The sequence below is a fragment of the Streptomyces alkaliphilus genome (assembly GCF_014141535.1).
GTDB classification, from domain to species: Bacteria; Actinomycetota; Actinomycetes; order Streptomycetales; family Streptomycetaceae; genus Streptomyces; species Streptomyces alkaliphilus.
Window position 1 is genome coordinate 1 of sequence record NZ_VKHT01000022.1, and the last position, 16957, is coordinate 16957.

Consider the following 16957-nt stretch of genomic DNA (forward strand, 5'->3'; position numbering starts at 1 on the left):
GCGGTCGACGTCGGCCGCGCATCCGCCCTCCAGGAGGTCCCCGGTGACCCCGCAGAGCAGCGGGGTGTGCGGGGTGGCCCGGGGCAGGGTGACGACGACGGCCTCCAGGTCGGCGTCGTTCCAGCCGTCCAGCGGCCGGGCCCGCAGTTCCACCAGGGCGAGCGCGTCCGCCGGGGTGACCACCCCGGCGAGCGCGGCGGCGGTGATCTCGCCGATACCTCGGCCGGTGAGCAGCGCGGGCCGGGGGCCGCGGTGGTGCAGTGCGGCGGCGAGCGCCCAACCGGCGATGAAGTGGGCGAGGTGGGCGGTGACGGCCGACTCGGCCGGGGCGGTCGGGGCCAGCAGCGCGGCGCGGACCGCGTCCGCGGTCCCGCCGAGCGCGTCGAGACAGGCGTCGGCGGCCTCGGTGTACGCGGGGTCGACGCCATAGAGCGCAGCGCCGGCGCCGGTGCGGCCGTCGGTGTCGGGCAACAGCAGACCGATCCGGGGGCCGCCCGCCATGGGGCGGGCCGCCGGGAGCGGAATCGCGGTGGTGAGCGCCCCGGCGACGACGGACGGGTCCACGGCGACCACGGCACGGCGGTGCTCCAGTTCGGCACGGCCCTGCTGGAGGGTGTGTGCGACATCGGCGAGGACGGTGTCCGGGCCGGCCACCGCGGCCGCCAGTCCGGACAGTCGCTCGCGCAGCGCGGCCGGGTCGGCGGCGGAGACCGGCAGCAGCTCCGGACCCGTGGGGAGGTCGGCGTTCTCCTCCGACGTGGTCGCGGCGGGCTCGCCGGTGAGGGTGGGCAAAGCGGTGCCGGCTGCGGTGGGTTCGGCTGCGGCCACCACCAGATGGGCGTTGGTGCCGCACCAGCCGAAGGAGCTGACCCCGGCGAGCAGCGGCACGCCCCGGGCGGCGGCGAGGTCCCGACGGATGGTCAACGGGCGGATGTCGCCGGCGCCGCGAGTGGTCTCGGAGGGCTCTGTGAAGTTGAGATTGGGCGGGGCGGCACCGTTCTTCAGCACCAGTACCGTCTTGATCAGCCCGGCCATGCCGGCCGCGGCCTGGGTGTGGCCGACGTTGGTCTTCACCGCACCGACATGGAGCGGATTCTCCGGGGAGCGACGACCGAACACATCGGTCAGCGCACCGAGTTCGATGGCGTCGCCGAGCGGGGTCCCGGAACCGTGCGCCTCCACGTAGGAGACCTGGTCCGGGGAGACCCCGGCCGCGGCGTGCGCGGCACGGATGACCTCGACCTGGGCACCGCGGCTGGGCGCGGTCAACCCGTTGCTGCGGCCGTCCTGGTTGACGGCGGAGCCGCGCAGCACCGCGTGCACCCGGTGACGGCGGCGGACGGCGTCGGAGAGCCGCTCCAGGACCACCAGTCCGGCGCCCTCGCCCATCACATAGCCGTCGGCGCGGGCGTCGAAGGTCTTGCACAGCCCGTCCGGGGAGAGCATCGAGGCGGCGCAGGCGTTGATGTACATATCGGGGTGCATCGCCAGAAAGACCCCGCCGGCGACCGCGAGATCGCACTCCCCGCGTCGCAAGGCGGACCCGGCCTGGTGGACCGCGACCAGGGAGGAGGAGCAGGCGGTGTCCACGGTGAGGGTGGGACCGCGCAGGTCGAAGTGGTAGGCGAGGCGGCCGGCGACCACGCTGGAGGAGCCTCCCTGGCCGAGGTAGGGCTCGGTGACCACGGTGGTGCCCTCGGCCTCGATCTGCACCCGGCCGTACTGCATGATGTCGGAGAAGCCGACCAGCACCCCGGTCCGGGAGCCCGCCAGCGACGGGGCCGGGGTGCCCGCGTCCTCCAGCGCTTCCCAGGTCAGCTCCATCAGCAACCGCTGCTGCGGATCCATCCGCAGCGCCTCCTGCGGGGAGCTGCCGAAGAACCGCGCGTCCCAGCCGGTCACGTCGGCCAGGAAGGCACCGCGAGTGGTGTAGACACCGTGCTCGCGGACCCCCTCGGAGAGGTCGAATCGGCCGCCGGGCACCTCGTCCAGGACCGCCGAGCGACCCTCGCTCAGCAGGTCCCAGTAGCTGTTCACGTCGCCCGCCCCGGCAAAGCGGCACGCCATGCCGACCACGGCGATCGGCTCGTCGGCCGCCGCCAGTCGGCGCCGGGCCTCGGTGAGATCGACAGTGGCCTTCTTCAGATATTCGCGGAGTCTCTCTTCGCCTGCCATCTTCTGTTTCCTGCCTCATCTCGCCGTTCGCGTGGGCGGTTGGTCTGCTCGGTCGCCGTCGGTGCACTCTCCGGCGGGGTGCCGGGGTCCGCGGCGTGGTGCGCCCCGGACCCCGGGCCGTTCATGACTGGGAGTCGATGAAGGAGAAGAGCTCCTCGTCGGTGGCGCCGTCCGGTACAACGGTGTCCCGTGGCACGGCGGCGGTGGCCCCGAGCCGGCCCAGTGCCCCGAAGAGGGCTTCGGTGACCCGCTCGTGGATCCCGGGCTCCGCGTCGCGGAACTCCTCGGTGATCCGGTGCAGCAGTTCGTCGACGGCCGTCACCGGGTCGGGCGCCTCGGGCACCAGCGCCCCGGCCAGATGACCGGCGAGGGTGTCGATCGTCGGATGGTCGAAGACGAGCGTCGCGGCCAGGTCCAGCGCGGTGTCGGCCCGGAGGCGGTTGCGCAGTTCGACCGCGGTCAGCGAGTCGAGGCCGAGGTCGATGAAGGGCGCCGTGCCGTCCAGTGAGGACGGGGACCCGTGCCCGAGTACCTCCGCCACATGACGGCGGACCGCCGTCGTCACCGTCTGACGTACCGCCTCCGGGGCCAGCTCACGCACCGCGGCGGTGAGCGCCCCGGCCTGTCCGGCGGACTTGGCCGCGCCGGCCGCGGTGGCGGTCCGGCCACCGCGCACCAGGCCCCGGAGGATTGTCGGGACCGGCTCCTCCCGCCCCGTGCCGAAGCTCCACCGGGAGGCGACCACCAGCGGTTCGGCCTTCGGATCGGTGAGGACCACGTCCAGCAACCGCAGCCCCTGCTCCTCGCTGATCGGCGCGATCCCGGCTCGGGCCAGCCGTGCCCGGTCGGCTGCGGTCAGCAGACCACCCATGCCCGGACCGGCCCACAGGCCCCAGGCCACCGACACCGCCGGCCGGCCCTCGGCCCGCCGGCGGGCGGCCAGCGCGTCCAGGAAGGTGTTGGCCGCGCCGTAGGTGCTCTGCCCGGGGTTGCCGAGCACCCCCGCGACGGAGGAAAAGAGCACGAAGGCGCGCAGCGGGGCATCGGCGGTCAGTTCGTGCAGCGCCCAGGCCGCGTCGGCCTTGGGACGCAGTACCCGGTCCAGCCGCTCGGGGGTCTGCCCGGTGAGCAGGCCGTCGTCGACCACCCCGGCCGCGTGCAGCACCCCGGTCAGCGGATACTCGGCGGGCACCGAGGCCAGGAGCTCGGCGAGCGCCCCGCGGTCCGCGGCATCACAGGCCACGATCCGCACGGTGGCACCGAGCGCGGTCAGTTCGGCGGCGAGTCCGGCCGCGCCGGGGCTGTCCGGGCCGCGCCGTGAGGTGAGCAACAAACGCCGCACCCCGTGCCGCTCGACCAGGTGCCGGGCGACCAGCGCGCCCAGGCCGCCGGTGCCGCCGGTTACCAACACGGTCCCGTCGCCGAACCGTGCCTCGCCGGTACCGGCCGCGGTCCGCCGGACGACTCGCGGCACCAGCGCCTCGCCGTCGCGCAGCATCAGTTGCGACTCGCCCGCGTCGACGGCGGCGGCCACCGACTCCAGCGCGGCCCGGTCGGCGCCGCCGGCGAGACCGCCGGCGAGCACGAATCGGTCGGGGTACTCCAGTTGCGCCGCACGCACCATGCCCCAGACCGCGGCGGTCACCGGGTGCTCCGGGTCGGCGGCGACGACCAGCCGGGCGGCCGGGTGGTGGTTCGGGTCGGCCCATTCGCGGAGAACCGTCAACACCGCGCCGGTGACCCGGCGGACCGCGTCCGGCAATTCCTCGGACGTGGCACCGGACGGAGCGGCGTCGAGCGCGTCGCAGTCCAGCAGCACGAAGTCGGAGGGTGCGTCGTCCCGGCCGTCGCCCGGAAGCCGCCACCCGCGTCCGGGGCCGGTCGCGGTGACCGCGAGCGGCGTCCAGTCCAACCCGTGGTAGCCCTCGACGGTGCCTGCGGTGGCGGCGAGCAGCGCAGCCGGAGAGACCGAGCGGACCCGCAACTCCTCGGCGATGAGCACCAGGGAGCCGCGCGTGTCGGCGGCGGTCAGCGAAAGCCGGTCGTCCCCCTCGGCGACGATTCGGACCCGCAGTCGTCCCGTACCGGGCTCGGCCAGCCGCAGACCGCGGAAGCTGAACGGCAGCCGCAGTTCGTCGGAGCCGCCGGCGAGCAGATAGGGGTGGAAGGCCGAGTCCAACAGCGCCGGGTGGAGGTTGAAGCCGTCGTGGCGGGCGACCTCCGGCACCTCGACCTCGACGAACAGCTCGTCGCCGCGCCGCCAGGCCCCCAGCACCGCCCGGAAGGCCGGGCCGTACTCGTAACCGATGCCGGCCAGCCGCTCGTAGCCGTCGGTGAGATCCAGCCGCTCCCCATCGGGTGGCGGCCAGGCCGCCGCCCACGCGCAGACGTCACCGGGGGCGTCGTCCGCGGAGAGGCGCCCGGAGGCGTGCCGGGTCCAGGGGGCCTCCGCGTCGGAGCGGGCCAGCACCTGCACGGTGCCGTCGCCGCCGACCGCGACCTGGAGGTCCACCGCGCCGCGCTCGGGCAGCGGCATCGGTGCCTCGAAGGTGAGTTCCTCGATCCGCCCCAGTCCGCTGCGGAACCCCGCCTCGGCGACCGCGTCCAGCAGCGCGGTGGCGGGCACGATCGGGGTGTCGGCCATGGCGTGGTCGAGCATCCAGGGCAGCTCGGCGGCAAAGAAGCGACCGGTGGCGACCAGACCGCCGTCGGCGGTCTCCAGGGCGGCGCCGAGCAACGGGTGCGTCAGCGCGATCAGGCCGAGCGAGCCGGCGTCGGAAGGGCCGTCCGCGCGGCGCAGCCAGTACCGCTCGCGGTCAAAGGCGTAGGTGGGCAGTTCCACGGTCCGGCCGCCGGGCGCGATCGCGGCCCAGTCCACCGGGGTACCCGCGGCCCACGCTTCGGCGAGGCCGGTGAGCAGCGCCTCCGGCTCGGGCATCGAGCGGCGGGAGACCCCGGTGACCACGGCGTCATCGATCAGACTCGCGCGGACCATACCGGAGAGCACCGGGCGCGGTCCGATCTCCAGGTGGACGCCGGTGCCGGCGGCCTCCAGACGGGTGACCATCCCGGCGAAGCCGACCCGGCCGCAGATCTGGTCCGCCCAGTAGCCGGGATCGGTCCACTGTCGGTCGGGGCCGAGGTTGGTCTCGTAGGGCAGGGTCGGGGTGCGGAAGGTGAGTTCGGCGAGCTCGGCGGTGAACTCACCGACCATCGGTGCCATCAGCGGTGAGTGGAAGGCATGACTGACGGTGAGTCGGGTGGCCCGCCGTCCGCGCTCCGCCCACTGTCCGGCGATCTCCTCGCAGAGCGTCTCGTCACCGGAGATCACCACGTCGGTGGGGCTGTTCACGGCGGCGATCCGCACCAGGTGCTCGCGGCCGGCCAACGTGGGGGCGACCTCGTCGGGACCGGCGGCCACGGCCACCATCCCGCCACCCGCGGGCAGCGCGTCCATCAACCGGCCGCGGACGGCCACCAGCCGGGCGGCGTCGGCGAGGTCCCAGACCCCGGCGACGTGGGCCGCGGCGATCTCGCCGACCGAGTGTCCGGCGACCCTGCCGGGGGCGACACCCAGCGACTCCAGCAGCCGGAAGAGGGCGACCTGGTAGGCGAAGAGAGCGGGCTGGGTGAAGGACGTACGATCCAGCAGCAGTGCCTCGTCGCTCTCCGGGGCGGCCCACATCACCTCGCGCAGCGGGTGCTCCAGGTGCGGGTCGAGCACGGCGCAGACCTCGTCCAGCGCCGCCGCGAAGACCGGAAAGGCACGGTACAGCTCCCGGCCCATGCCGAGCCGCTGGCCGCCCTGGCCGGTGAAGACGAAGGCCGTGGAGACCCGTCCGGCGGCGGTGCCGTGTGGGATGCCGGAACCCCCGGGGTCCTCGACGAACCCGGTGAGGCGGCGCAAAAGTTCCTCGCGGTCACGGCCGATGGCCATGGCCCGGTGGGCGTGGGTGGCGCGGGTGGTGGCGAGTGAGCGGGCGATGTCCGCGGGGTCGGCGCCGGGGTCGGCGCCGACCCATCGGCGCAGCCGCGCGGCCTGGCCGGCCAGCGCGGTGGCGGAGGCCGCGGAGAGCGGCCAGGCGACCGGCGTGCCGGCGGTGAGCCCCTCCGTGACACCATCCCCGGCCGTGGTGACGCCTTCGGCGGACACGGCGGGCGGCTCCTCCAGGATCACATGGGCGTTGGTGCCGCTGATGCCGAAGGAGGAGACAGCGGCACGTCGCGGCGTGCCCTCGCGGGGCTCCCAGTTCTGCTCCTCCGTGAGCAGCCGCACCGCGCCGGACTCCCAGTCGATCCGCGGGGAGGGCTCGGTGACGTTGATGGTGCGGGGCAACACACCATGACGCATCGCCATCATCATCTTGATCATCCCGCCGATGCCCGCGGCGGCCTGTGAGTGGCCGATGTTGGACTTCAGGGAACCCAGCATCACCGGGCGGTCGGCGTCCCGGTCCCGACCGTAGGTGGCGATCAGCGCGTTGGCCTCGATCGGGTCGCCGAGGGAGGTGGCGGTGCCGTGCGCCTCGATGGCGTCTACGTCGGCAAGGGTCAGCCGGGCGTCGGCGAGGGCTCGGGTTATCACCCGCTCCTGAGCGGGACCGCTGGGCGCGGTCTGGCCGTTGCTGGCACCGTCCTGGTTGATGGCGGAACCGCGGATCAGACCGTGGATCGGGTGACCGTTGCGCTCGGCGTCGGAGAGCCGCTCCAACAACAGCACCCCGGAGCCCTCGCTCCAGGCGGTGCCGTCCGCATCCGAGGAGAATGGGCGGCAGCGGCCCTGCGGGGAGAGCGCCCGCTGCCGGGAGAACTCGATGAAAGTGTCCGGGGTGGCCATCACCGTCACCCCGCCGGCGACTGCGAGAGCGCATTCACCGTCCCGCAGCGCGCGCATCGCCTGGTGGACGGCGACCAGAGAGGAGGAACAGGCGGTGTCCAGGGTGACCGACGGCCCCTCCAGACCGAAGGTGTAGGAGACTCGGCCGGAGAGCATGCTGGGCGTGCTGGAGACCAACAGCGTCCCCTCGGCCTCCTCCGGGACGGCGCCCGAGTGCTGGGCGGCGTAGTACTCGTACATGACCCCGGCCCAGACGCCGGTGTCGGAGCCGCGCAGCGTCCTCGGGTCGATGCCGGCCCGCTCGAACGCCTCCCAGACGGTCTGGAGGAAGACCCGGTGCTGCGGGTCGATGCAGGCCGCTTGGCGCGGACTCACCCGGAAGAACGGGGCGTCGAATTCGGCGGCCTCGTGCAGGAATCCCCCGCGGGTGGTGTAGGTGGTACCGCGGGAGTCCGGGTCCGGGTCGTAGAGATTCCCCACGTCCCAGCCCCGGTCCTCGGGGAAGTCGCTGGTGGCGTCGGTGCCGGAGGCGACCAACCGCCACAGGTCGGCGGGGCTCTCCACGCCGCCCGGGTAGCGGCAACCGATCCCGACCACGGCGATGGGCTCGTGGTCGCGGTCCGCGGTGGCGGCCAGCCGGCGGCGGGCGTCGGCCAGGTCCGCGGTGACTTGTCTGAGGTATCTGCGAAGCTGGTCTTCGGTTGCCATGGTCTTCCCTCCGGAGGTGCGTGAATTCATCCGTCGCGCGTCTAGAGCTGGGTGTCGATGAACGCGAACAGGTCCTCGTCACTGATTTGTCCGAGGTCCCCGGGCGTGTCCGACGCGGCGCGACCCCCGCGGAGCCGTTCGAGGGCCCGGCGCAGCGCGGACTCGACGGCTTCGCGGTCACCGGGGTCCGCTGCCGCGGCGTCGAGGAGCGCGGTGACCGTGTCCAGTGCCTCGCGCAGCGCGTCGGGCGGGGCGGAGGTCTCCACCGGCCCGGGAACGAGATCGGCCAGGTAGGCGGCGACATCGGTGACGGTCGGGTGGTCGAAGGCCAGCGTCGACGGCAACGACAGTCCGGTGATGTCCTGCAGCCGGATGTGCAGGTCGACGGCGGTCAGGGAGTCGAATCCGAGAGCGGTGAACGGCTGGTCCACCTCGATGCCCTGTGGCTCGCCATGGCCGAGCACGGCCGCCACCTGCTCGCGGACGAAGTCCACGGTGGGGATCACCGGGGTTCGCGGTGCGGGTGTCGCCGCGTCGGGGGCCGGCGCCGGCGCGGCGGGGGCCGGGGGCGACGGCGCGGCAGTGGGGCGTACGACGCGGAGCACGGCCGGGGCTCCCCCGGCAAGCGGTCCGGGGGTCCAGCGGGCCGCGACCAGTCGTCCGTCCGCGGGGGCGGCGGTGAGCGCGGCGTCCAGGAGCGCCACCGCGGTGACCCGCTCCAGCGGCGCGGTGCCGGTCCGCGCGAGCCGGGCGAGGTCGGCGCCGGTGAGTCCGCCGGCCATTCCGGTCTCGGCGGACCACAGGCCCCAGGCCAGGGAGAGCGCGGGCAGTCCGACGGCCCGACGGTGGGCCGCGAGCGCGTCCAGGAAGCCGTTGGCGGCGGCGTAGTTGGCTTGTCCGGCGGTGCCGAGGACGGCGGCCACCGAGGAGTACAGGACGAAGGCGCGCAGCGGCAGGTCCGCGGTCAGCTCGTGCAGCGCCCAGGCGGCATCGGCCTTGGGGCGCAGGACGGTCTCCAGGCGTTCGGCGTCCATCGCGGTCACCCGGCCGTCGTCCAGCACCCCGGCGGTGTGCACCACCGCGCCGAGCGGGCGGTCGGCGGGAATACCGGCGAGGAGTGCGGCCAACCGCTCGCGGTCGGCGACATCACAGGCGACGATCCGGACCCGGGCCCCGGCTGCGGTCAGCCGCTCGCGGAGTGCTTCGGCTCCGGGGGCGGCGGGGCCGCGACGGGAGACCAACAACAGGTCGCGGGCGCCGTGCCGCCCGACCAGGTGCTCCGCGAGCAGTGCGCCGAGGCCGCCGGTTCCGCCGGTGACCAGTACCGTGCCGTCCGCGAACGGTCCGGGAGCGGTCGCCTCGCCGGTCCCGTCCGCACCGGGCCGCGGGGCCCAGGGGACCAGACGGGGCACCAGTGTGCCGTCGCCGCCGGCGGCGTACTGCGGTTCGCCGTCCACCGCCGGCCAGTCGGCACCCTCCGGCACCCGGACCAGCGCGTAGGCACCGGGGTGTTCGGTCTGCGCGGAGCGCACCAGCGCCCAGAGCGGGGCTCCGGTGAGGCTGTCCGGGTCAGCGGTGAAGACCAGTCGGGTGCCGGCCAGCGCGGGGTCGGCGGCGCGGCGACGGACCAGGTCGAGCGTCCGATCCAGTACCCGCCGGACCACGGCGGGCACCTCCTCCCCCGGTGCGGGAGCACGGTCCAGGCCGGGGACGACCAGCACGGCGGGGGCTCCGGCGTCGAGCGCGGCGTCCACGCCCGGGCGCAGCTCCGCCCCGGGCAGCAGCGCGGCGATCCGGGCCGCCTCGGCTCCGGTGTCCAGCACAGCCACCGTCGCCCCGCCGAACGGTTTTCCGACACCGGGGAGTTCGTCGGCGGCCGGGGTCCAATCGAGTCGGTAGAGGCCGCCGTCGGCGTCGGTTCCGCCGGAGCGGCCGAAGTCGTCTCCGGCGTGCCGCAGCGTCACGGTGAAGCCACCCACCGGGCGGCCGGTCTCGTCCCGGAGATTGACCCGGTGGGCGCCGCCGTTCCCGGTGGGCGCCAGCCGGACCCGCAGTCGGCGGGCGCCGGGGGCGGTGATCGAGGCGTCGGTGAAGACGAAGGGAACCGGCCGCTCGCCCACGGCGAGCCCGGCCTCCAGCAGCAGCACGTGCAGCGCGGCGTCCAGCAGCGCGGGATGCGCTGTGTGCCCGGCACGGGTGACATCGGGCAGCGCCACCTCGGCGTACAGGTCCGTGCCGTGCCGCCAGGCGGCGGTCAGCCCGCGAAACGCCGGGCCGTATCCGTATCCCGCGGTGGCGAGCCGCTCGTAGCCGTCGGTCGGCTCCAGCCGCTCGGCACCCGGCGGAGGCCAGCCTCCGGCCGGGTCCGGTTCCACGACGACCGGTCCGGCCGCGGTGCGGCCGGTGGCGTGCAGGGTCCAGCCGTTCCCCGGGGTGCGGGCGTGCACGGTGATGGCACGGTGACCGTGGTCGTCGGTACTGCCGGCCACCGCCACCTGGAGCTCGGCGGGGCCGGAGGCAGGCAGGGTCAGCGGTGCGGCCAGGGTGAGCGCGGAGACCCCGGGCGCCCCGGCGGCGGAGGCCGCGGCAAGCGCAAGGTCCAGCAGGACGGTGCCGGGCACCACCTCGACACCGCCGATCACATGATCGGGGAGCCATCCGGCGGAGCGACGGGAGAGCTTCCCGTCGAGCAGCAGTCCGCCGTCGGCCGCGACCGTGGTGGTGCGGTCCAGCAGCCCGGTGCCGCCGCCGTCGGCGGGGTCGGTGAGCCAATGGCGCTGCCGGTCAAAGGCGTAGGTGGGCAGGGCGATCCGGGGGCCGGCGGGCACCGCGGCCGACCAGTCGACCTCCGCCCCGGCGGTGAAGGACTCGGCCAGTCCGTGGAGCAGCGCGGCGGCCTCGTCCCGGCCGCGTCGGGCGAGGGCGGTGACGGAACCGGGGCGTCGATCCGGCGCGGCCCCGGTGAGGCACTCGCGGACGGACCCGGAGAGCTGCGCCTGCGGGCCGGCCTCCAGGTAGAGCCCGGTGCCGGCGGTTGCCAACCGGGCGACGGCCGGGCCGAAGAGCACCGCGGCGCGGATCTGCTCGACCCAGTAGCCGGTGTCGGTCCACTCCAACGACGAATCGGCGGTGCGCTCGTGGCCGAGGGCGGGCTTCGCGGGGGCGACGGACTCGACCTCCCGACGGAACTCGGCCAGCACCGGTTCCATCAGCGGCGAATGGAAGGCGTGGCTGACGCTCAGGGAGCGGGTGCGGCGTCCACGCCCGGCCCAGATGCCGGCGATCGAGGTACAGACCTCGGCCTCACCGGAGATCACCACGCCGCGCGGCCCGTTGACGGCGGCCAGGCCGACCGCGTCCTCCAGTCCGGCGATCGATGCGGCGATCTCCCCGGGGGTGGCGGCGATGGCGATCATGCCGCCGCCGATGGGCAGCGCGTCCATCAACCGGCCACGCACCGCGATCAGTCGTGCGGCGTCCGACAGACTCCACACCCCGGCGGCGAAGGCGGCGGCGTACTCGCCGACGGAGTGCCCGACGACCGTGTCAGCGGTCACCCCGAAGGATTCCAGCAGCCTCCAGAGCGCGGCCTCGTAGGCGAAGATCGCGGGCTGGGCATAGCCGGTGCGGTCCAGCAGGACGGCCTCCGCGGTGTCCGGTTCGGCCCACATCACCTCGCGCAACGGACGCTCCAGGTGCGGGTCGAGCGCGGCCCACGCCTCCTCCAACGCGGCGGCGAAGACCGGGAAGGTTCGGTGCAGCACGCGGCCCATGCCGGGGTACTGGGCTCCCTGGCCGGTGAAGAGGACGGCGGTGCGGGGGCTGCGGCGGGCGATACCGGTGACCACGCCGGGGGCGTCGACCCCGGCCGCCAGTGCATCGGCCCCGGCCCGCAGTTCGGCGGCGGAGGTGCCGAGCAGGACCGCGCGGTGCTCGAAAACGCTCCGCCCCGCGAGGGTCCCGGCGGCCCCGGCGGCATCCCGGATCCCGGCGGCGGCGAGCCGGGCGGCCTGGCCGCGCAACGCGGCGGCAGAGCGGGCGGTCACCGGCCAGGCCAGTGGCAGATCCCCGGGAACGGTCTCCCGGGCGGGGACGGCCGGGCCGGCGGGAGCCTCCTCCAACACCAGGTGGGCGTTGGTACCACTGATCCCGAAAGAGGAGACGGCTGCCCGGCGCGGCACGCCCTCACGGATGGGCCAGGGTTGTTCCTCGGCGAGCAACCGGACCCGACCGGCGGACCAGTCGGCGCGCGGGGTGGCTCGGTCGGCGTGCCGGCTGACCGGCAGCAGCTTGTGGCGGAGCGCCTCGACCAGCTTGATCATCCCGGCGACCCCGGCGGCGGCCTGGGTGTGGCCGATGTTGGCCTTCACCGAGCCCAGCCAGGCCGGTCCGACGTCCTCGGCACGAGCACGGCCGTAGGTAGCGATCAGCGCGTTGGCCTCGACCGGGTCGCCGAGCCGGGTGCCGGTACCGTGCGCCTCGATCACTCCGACCTCGGCGGCGTCGAGCCGGGCGTCGGCGAGCGCCTGCCGGATGACCTGGCGCTGGGCCCGGCCGTCGGGAGCGGTGAGACCGTTGCTGGCACCGTCCTGGTTGATCGCGGTGCCGCGGATCAGGGCGAGCACCGGATGGCCGTTGCGGCGGGCGTCGGAGAGCCGCTCCAGCAGCAGCACTCCCGCGCCCTCGGCGAAAGACGTGCCGTCGGCATCGGCGGAGAACGGCTTGGCCATGCCGTCGGGGGCGAGTCCACGCTGTCGACTGAACTCCAGCAGCAGTCCGGGGGTGGACATCACGGTCACCCCGCCCGCCAGGGCGAGTTCGCATTCGCCGCGGCGCAGCGCGCGGACCGCGAGGTGGACGGCGACCAGTGAGGAGGAGCAGGCGGTGTCCACGGTGAGCGCCGGGCCGCGCAGGCCCAGGGTGTAGGAGATCCGACCGGAGATCACGCTGGAGGCGGTACCGGTGAGCAGGTGGCCGTCGGCACCCCCTGCGCGGTGCAGTCGGGGGCCGTAGTCGGAGGCCATCGCCCCGGCGTAGACCCCGACCGGGCGGCCGGCGAGTGTGCCGGGCTCGATCCCGGCACGCTCCAGCGCCTCCCAGGAGATCTCCAGCAGCAACCGCTGCTGCGGGTCCATGGCGAGCGCCTCGCGCGGGCTGAGTCCGAAGAAACCGGCGTCGAAGTCGGGGGCGTCGTGCAGGAACCCTCCGACCCGGGTGGCGCAGGTGCCGGGTCGGTCCGCGTCGCCGAGGAGTTCGTCGAGGTCCCAGCCGCGGTCGGCCGGGAGCGGGGTCATCGCGTGCCCGCCGGCGGCGACCAGCCGCCACAGGCCCTCGGGGTCGGTGATGCCTCCGGGATAGCGGCAACCCATCGCCACGATGGCGATCGGGTCGTCCTCGTTACCGGGAGCCGCGGGGGGTTCGGCGGCTTCCGCCGTTCCGGCGTCCTCGGCGCGTTCCCCCGCCAGCAACTCCGCCAGTCGGGCGGCGAGCCGGCGTGGGCTGGGGTACTCGAAGAGCACGGTGCCGGGCAACGGTAGTCCGGTGGCGGTACGCAGCCGGGCAACCAGTTCGACGGTGCCCCGGGAGTCCAGGCCCAGGTCACGGAAGCTTCGGCCGGTCTCCACGGCAGCGGGGTCGCTCTGACCGAGGACCTCGGCGGTGACAGCCACGACCAGGGCGGTGGCCTCCTCGGGGCGCGGTCCGACGGCCGGTGCGGCGACGGGTGCGGCGACGGGTTCCGGGACAGTCACGGCGGGGCGGCGATCGGCGGCAGGGGGGCCGGTGAGCCAGTGGCGGGTCCGCTGGAAGGCGTACCGGGGCAGATCAGCCGGGCGGACGCCGGGCCGGTCGGCTTCGGGCGTCCAATCCACCGGGGCCCCGTGGACGTATGCCTCGGCAAGGGCCCGGCGCAGCCCGCCGTGGCCCTCGCGGTCTCGGCCAGGGGTGACGACGACGGCCTCCAGCCCGGCCTCCTCCGCGATCCGGGTGACGGCGTCGGTGAGCAGCGGGTGCGGGCCGCACTCGATGAAACGGGCACCGCCGTCGGCGAGCACGGCGCGGGTCGCGTCGGCGAAGCGGACGGGGGAACGGAGACCGGCGTACCAGTGTCCGGGGCCCGGGGCGGTGGTCTCCAGCGGCCCGCCGACGCACGAGGAGTAGAAGGGCATGGCGGCGGCGCGGGGACGGATGCCGTCGAGTGCGGCGAGCAGCTCGGCGCGGACCGGCTCCACCGCCGGGGAGTGCGGGGCGCAGCCGATCGGCAGTCGGGTGGCGCGAATGCCCCGTTCACGGAGTTCGGCGGCCAACTCGTCGAGGAGTGCCACCGGACCGGAGACGGCGGTGGCGTCCGGTCCGTTGTCCACGGCGAGACAGAGGCCGAACCGTTTCCCGATCCGCTCGCGCACCGCGTCGGCGGAGAGATCCACGGCCAGCATGCCCCCCTCGGGGAGGGAGCGGAGCAGCCGGCCGTGCACCGCGACCACCCGGGCGGCGTCGGCGAGGTCGAGCGCCCCCGCGACGGTGGCGGCGGCGATCTCGCCCTGCGAGTGGCCGAGGACCGCGTCCGGGACCACACCACGGGAGCTCCAGAATCGGGCGAGGGAGACGGCTGTCGCCCACAGCGCGGGCTGGATCACGTCCTCGTGATCCAGGGGCGGCGCGTCGGACGCGCCGCGGAGAACAGCCCGCAGGTCGTGCCCGGTGTGCGGTTCGAGGGCGTTGGAGCACTCGGTGAAGGAGGCGGCGAATGGACCGGGCTCGTTCAGCAGTTCGCGTGCCATCGCGGCCCACCCGTCACCCCGGTCGGGGAAGACCAGAACCGTGCGGCCCTCGAGGGCGCGGCCCACGGTGACCGCCGGATGCGGGGCGCCCTCGGCGAGGGCGGCGGTGCCGGCGGCGAGTTCGGCGGCGGTGCCGCCGAGGACCACCGCGCGGTGTTCGAAGCGGGTCCGGGTGCGCAGCAGCGCCTTGGCGAAGCCGGCGGGGCGCGGGGCGGGGTCGGCGGCGAGGTGCGCGGTGAGCCGAACCGCCTGGTCACGAAGCGCCTCGGGGGTGCGGGCGGAGAGGGTCCAGGCCGTGACGACACCTCCGGTGACATCGGTTCCCTCGGTGCCGCCGGTCTCGGCACCGGCGCCGTCGTCGACCGTCGCGGGTGGCGGGGCCAGCACCACGTGGCAGTTGGTCCCCCCCATCCCGAAGGCGCTCACCCCGGCGACCGCCCCGGCGGGCCAGGGTCGCTCCTCGGTGGCGACCGCCAGGCCCAACGCGTCCAACGGGATCGCAGGCGACGGCGCACGGTGGTGCAGGCTCGGCGGAACCGTGCCGTGGCACAGCGCCAGCACCGTCTTCAGCAGGCCGACCACCCCGGCGGCGCCCTCCAGATGGCCGACGTTGGTCTTGACCGAGCCGACCAGCAGCGGCGGCTCCCCGGCGGCGATCCTCCCCGTGCCGAGCGCGGCGCCGAGACCGGCGGCCTCCACGGGGTCGCCCACGGCGGTCCCGGTACCGTGCAGTTCCACATAGGCAACCTCGGCGGGTGTCACCCCGGCCGCCCGACAGGCCTCCTCGACAACCCGGCACTGCGCCCCGGCGTCCGGCACCGTCAGATGCTCACCGGTGCCGCTGTTCACCGCGCCGCCGAGGATCACCGCGTGCACGGGGTCGCCATCCGCCAGCGCGGCGGCGAGCGGCTTGAGCACCACCAGTGCCCCGCCCTCGCCACGGACATAGCCGTTGGCGGCGGCATCGAAGGTGTGACAGCGGCCGTCCGGGGAGAGCGCGCCGAAGCGGCGAAGCGCCTCGTCGACCTCCGGCAGCAGGTTGAGGTTGACCCCGCCCGCCAGGGCGACAGCGGCGGTACCCCGGCGCAGTTCCTCGCAGGCGAGCTGCACGGCGACCAGCGAGGAGGACTGGCCGGAGTCGACGGTCAGGCTCGGCCCGCGCAGGCTCAGCAGGTGGGAGACCCGGTTGGCGATCATACCGCGGTGGGTGCCGAGGACCTCGTGGCGGCTGCCGACGCCGAGCCGGTCGTGGAGCAGCGCGTAGTCGCCGGCGATGGCGCCGACCACCACTCCGGTGTGGCTGCCCTCCAGATCGCCCGGCACGATGCGCGCGTGCTCCAGAGCCTCCCAGGCGAGTTCCAGCACCAGTCGCTGCTGCGGGTCCATCGCCGCCGCCTCGGCCGGGGAGATACCGAAGAACCCGGCATCGAATCGGTCGACGTCCGCCAGGAAGCCACCGCGGTCGGTGCCGCCCGGACGACGATCCGCCGGGGCCGGGCCGACGGCCTCGTGACCCTCGCGCAGCAGCCTCCAGAACGCCTCGGGGGTGTCGGCGCCGGGGATGCGGCAGGCCATGCCGATCACGGCTACGGGATCTCCGGCCGGGGGCCGAGGAGTCTGAACGGACATGACCCACCTTTCTCTTCGAGTCGCCGCCGCCGGCGGTTGCCGCGGATGCGGCGTGGTGCCCCGGCCGGTGGCCGGGCGTTTCACCTGAACGGTGTTCGCCGGAGATGATTTCCGAGACTTTTCGAAACCTCTTTCCTCGGCCCCGGTCATGCGTCCGGAATTTCCCCGGAACACCCCGGCACGGAGAACAGGCGGACCCCGTTCGGAATGACCGTGCAGTGCGTCGGAAGTGACAACGACCCGGATTTTCCGGAGATTTCCACCCTCTCCGGAAAGGAGGCGTGAATCCCTGGGAATCGCCGGTTCGGGCTTACCGATTCCCCGTCCCGGCACCATCCCGTGCGACGGTGGTCCGGATGCGAGGAGCTTCTGGCACAGGGCCCGGAGCGGTATTCCCTGCCGGGATCCGACCCCCGGGGGAGCCGAACCGACTCGTTGTGTCGATGCCGGGAATCCTGCGCCCGACCGACCGGGACCGTCAAGCGGATCGCGCCCCGCCGGCGGTGGCAACGACTTCTCCGGAACTTGCTGTCAACACCCGCTTATTGACAGTGAACAGCGGTCGATGGATTAGTGGTACGAGCCCGGCAGAGGTGTTCCGGATCGACCGAACGGATCCCGCCGGGGCCTGGTGGAATTCCACCGGCGATCGGATGAGGGAAGGGGGTGGAAAATCCATGCGCAAGGTCGTCTGCACCCTTGTCCCGCGCATATCGGGCCACCACCGCTGAGGCGGCCCGGTCCGCCGGCCGTCCCGGCCGGAGTCCCGACCGGGACGGCGCCCCGGCCTCACGGCGGGGCGGCGCCCCGGCCCGCCCCGGCCCACACT

Annotated in this window: 2 protein-coding genes and 1 pseudogene; all 3 read right to left on the minus strand. The window is 74.4% G+C overall.

Annotated features, from left to right (window positions below):
- On the minus strand, window positions 1-2175 hold a 2175-nt coding region (locus tag FNQ90_RS01670; RefSeq protein ID WP_182604603.1), incomplete at its 3' end, for a type I polyketide synthase.
- A 121-nt stretch (window positions 2176-2296) separates the two neighbouring features.
- Window positions 2297-7708 (minus strand): annotated as a pseudogene (locus tag FNQ90_RS01675) (type I polyketide synthase); the annotation flags it as partial.
- 53 nt (window positions 7709-7761) lie between these two features.
- On the minus strand, window positions 7762-16128 hold the full coding sequence (locus tag FNQ90_RS01680; protein ID WP_228470789.1) for a type I polyketide synthase: 8367 nt from the start codon (window positions 16126-16128) through the stop codon (window positions 7762-7764).
- Window positions 16129-16957: the final 829 nt, after the last annotated feature.

Excerpts from the sequence above, each read along its gene's own strand:
- FNQ90_RS01680 (WP_228470789.1), bottom strand. The coding sequence starts at position 16,128 with ATGTCCGTTCAGACTCCTCGGCCCCCGGCCGGAGATCCCGTAGCCGTG.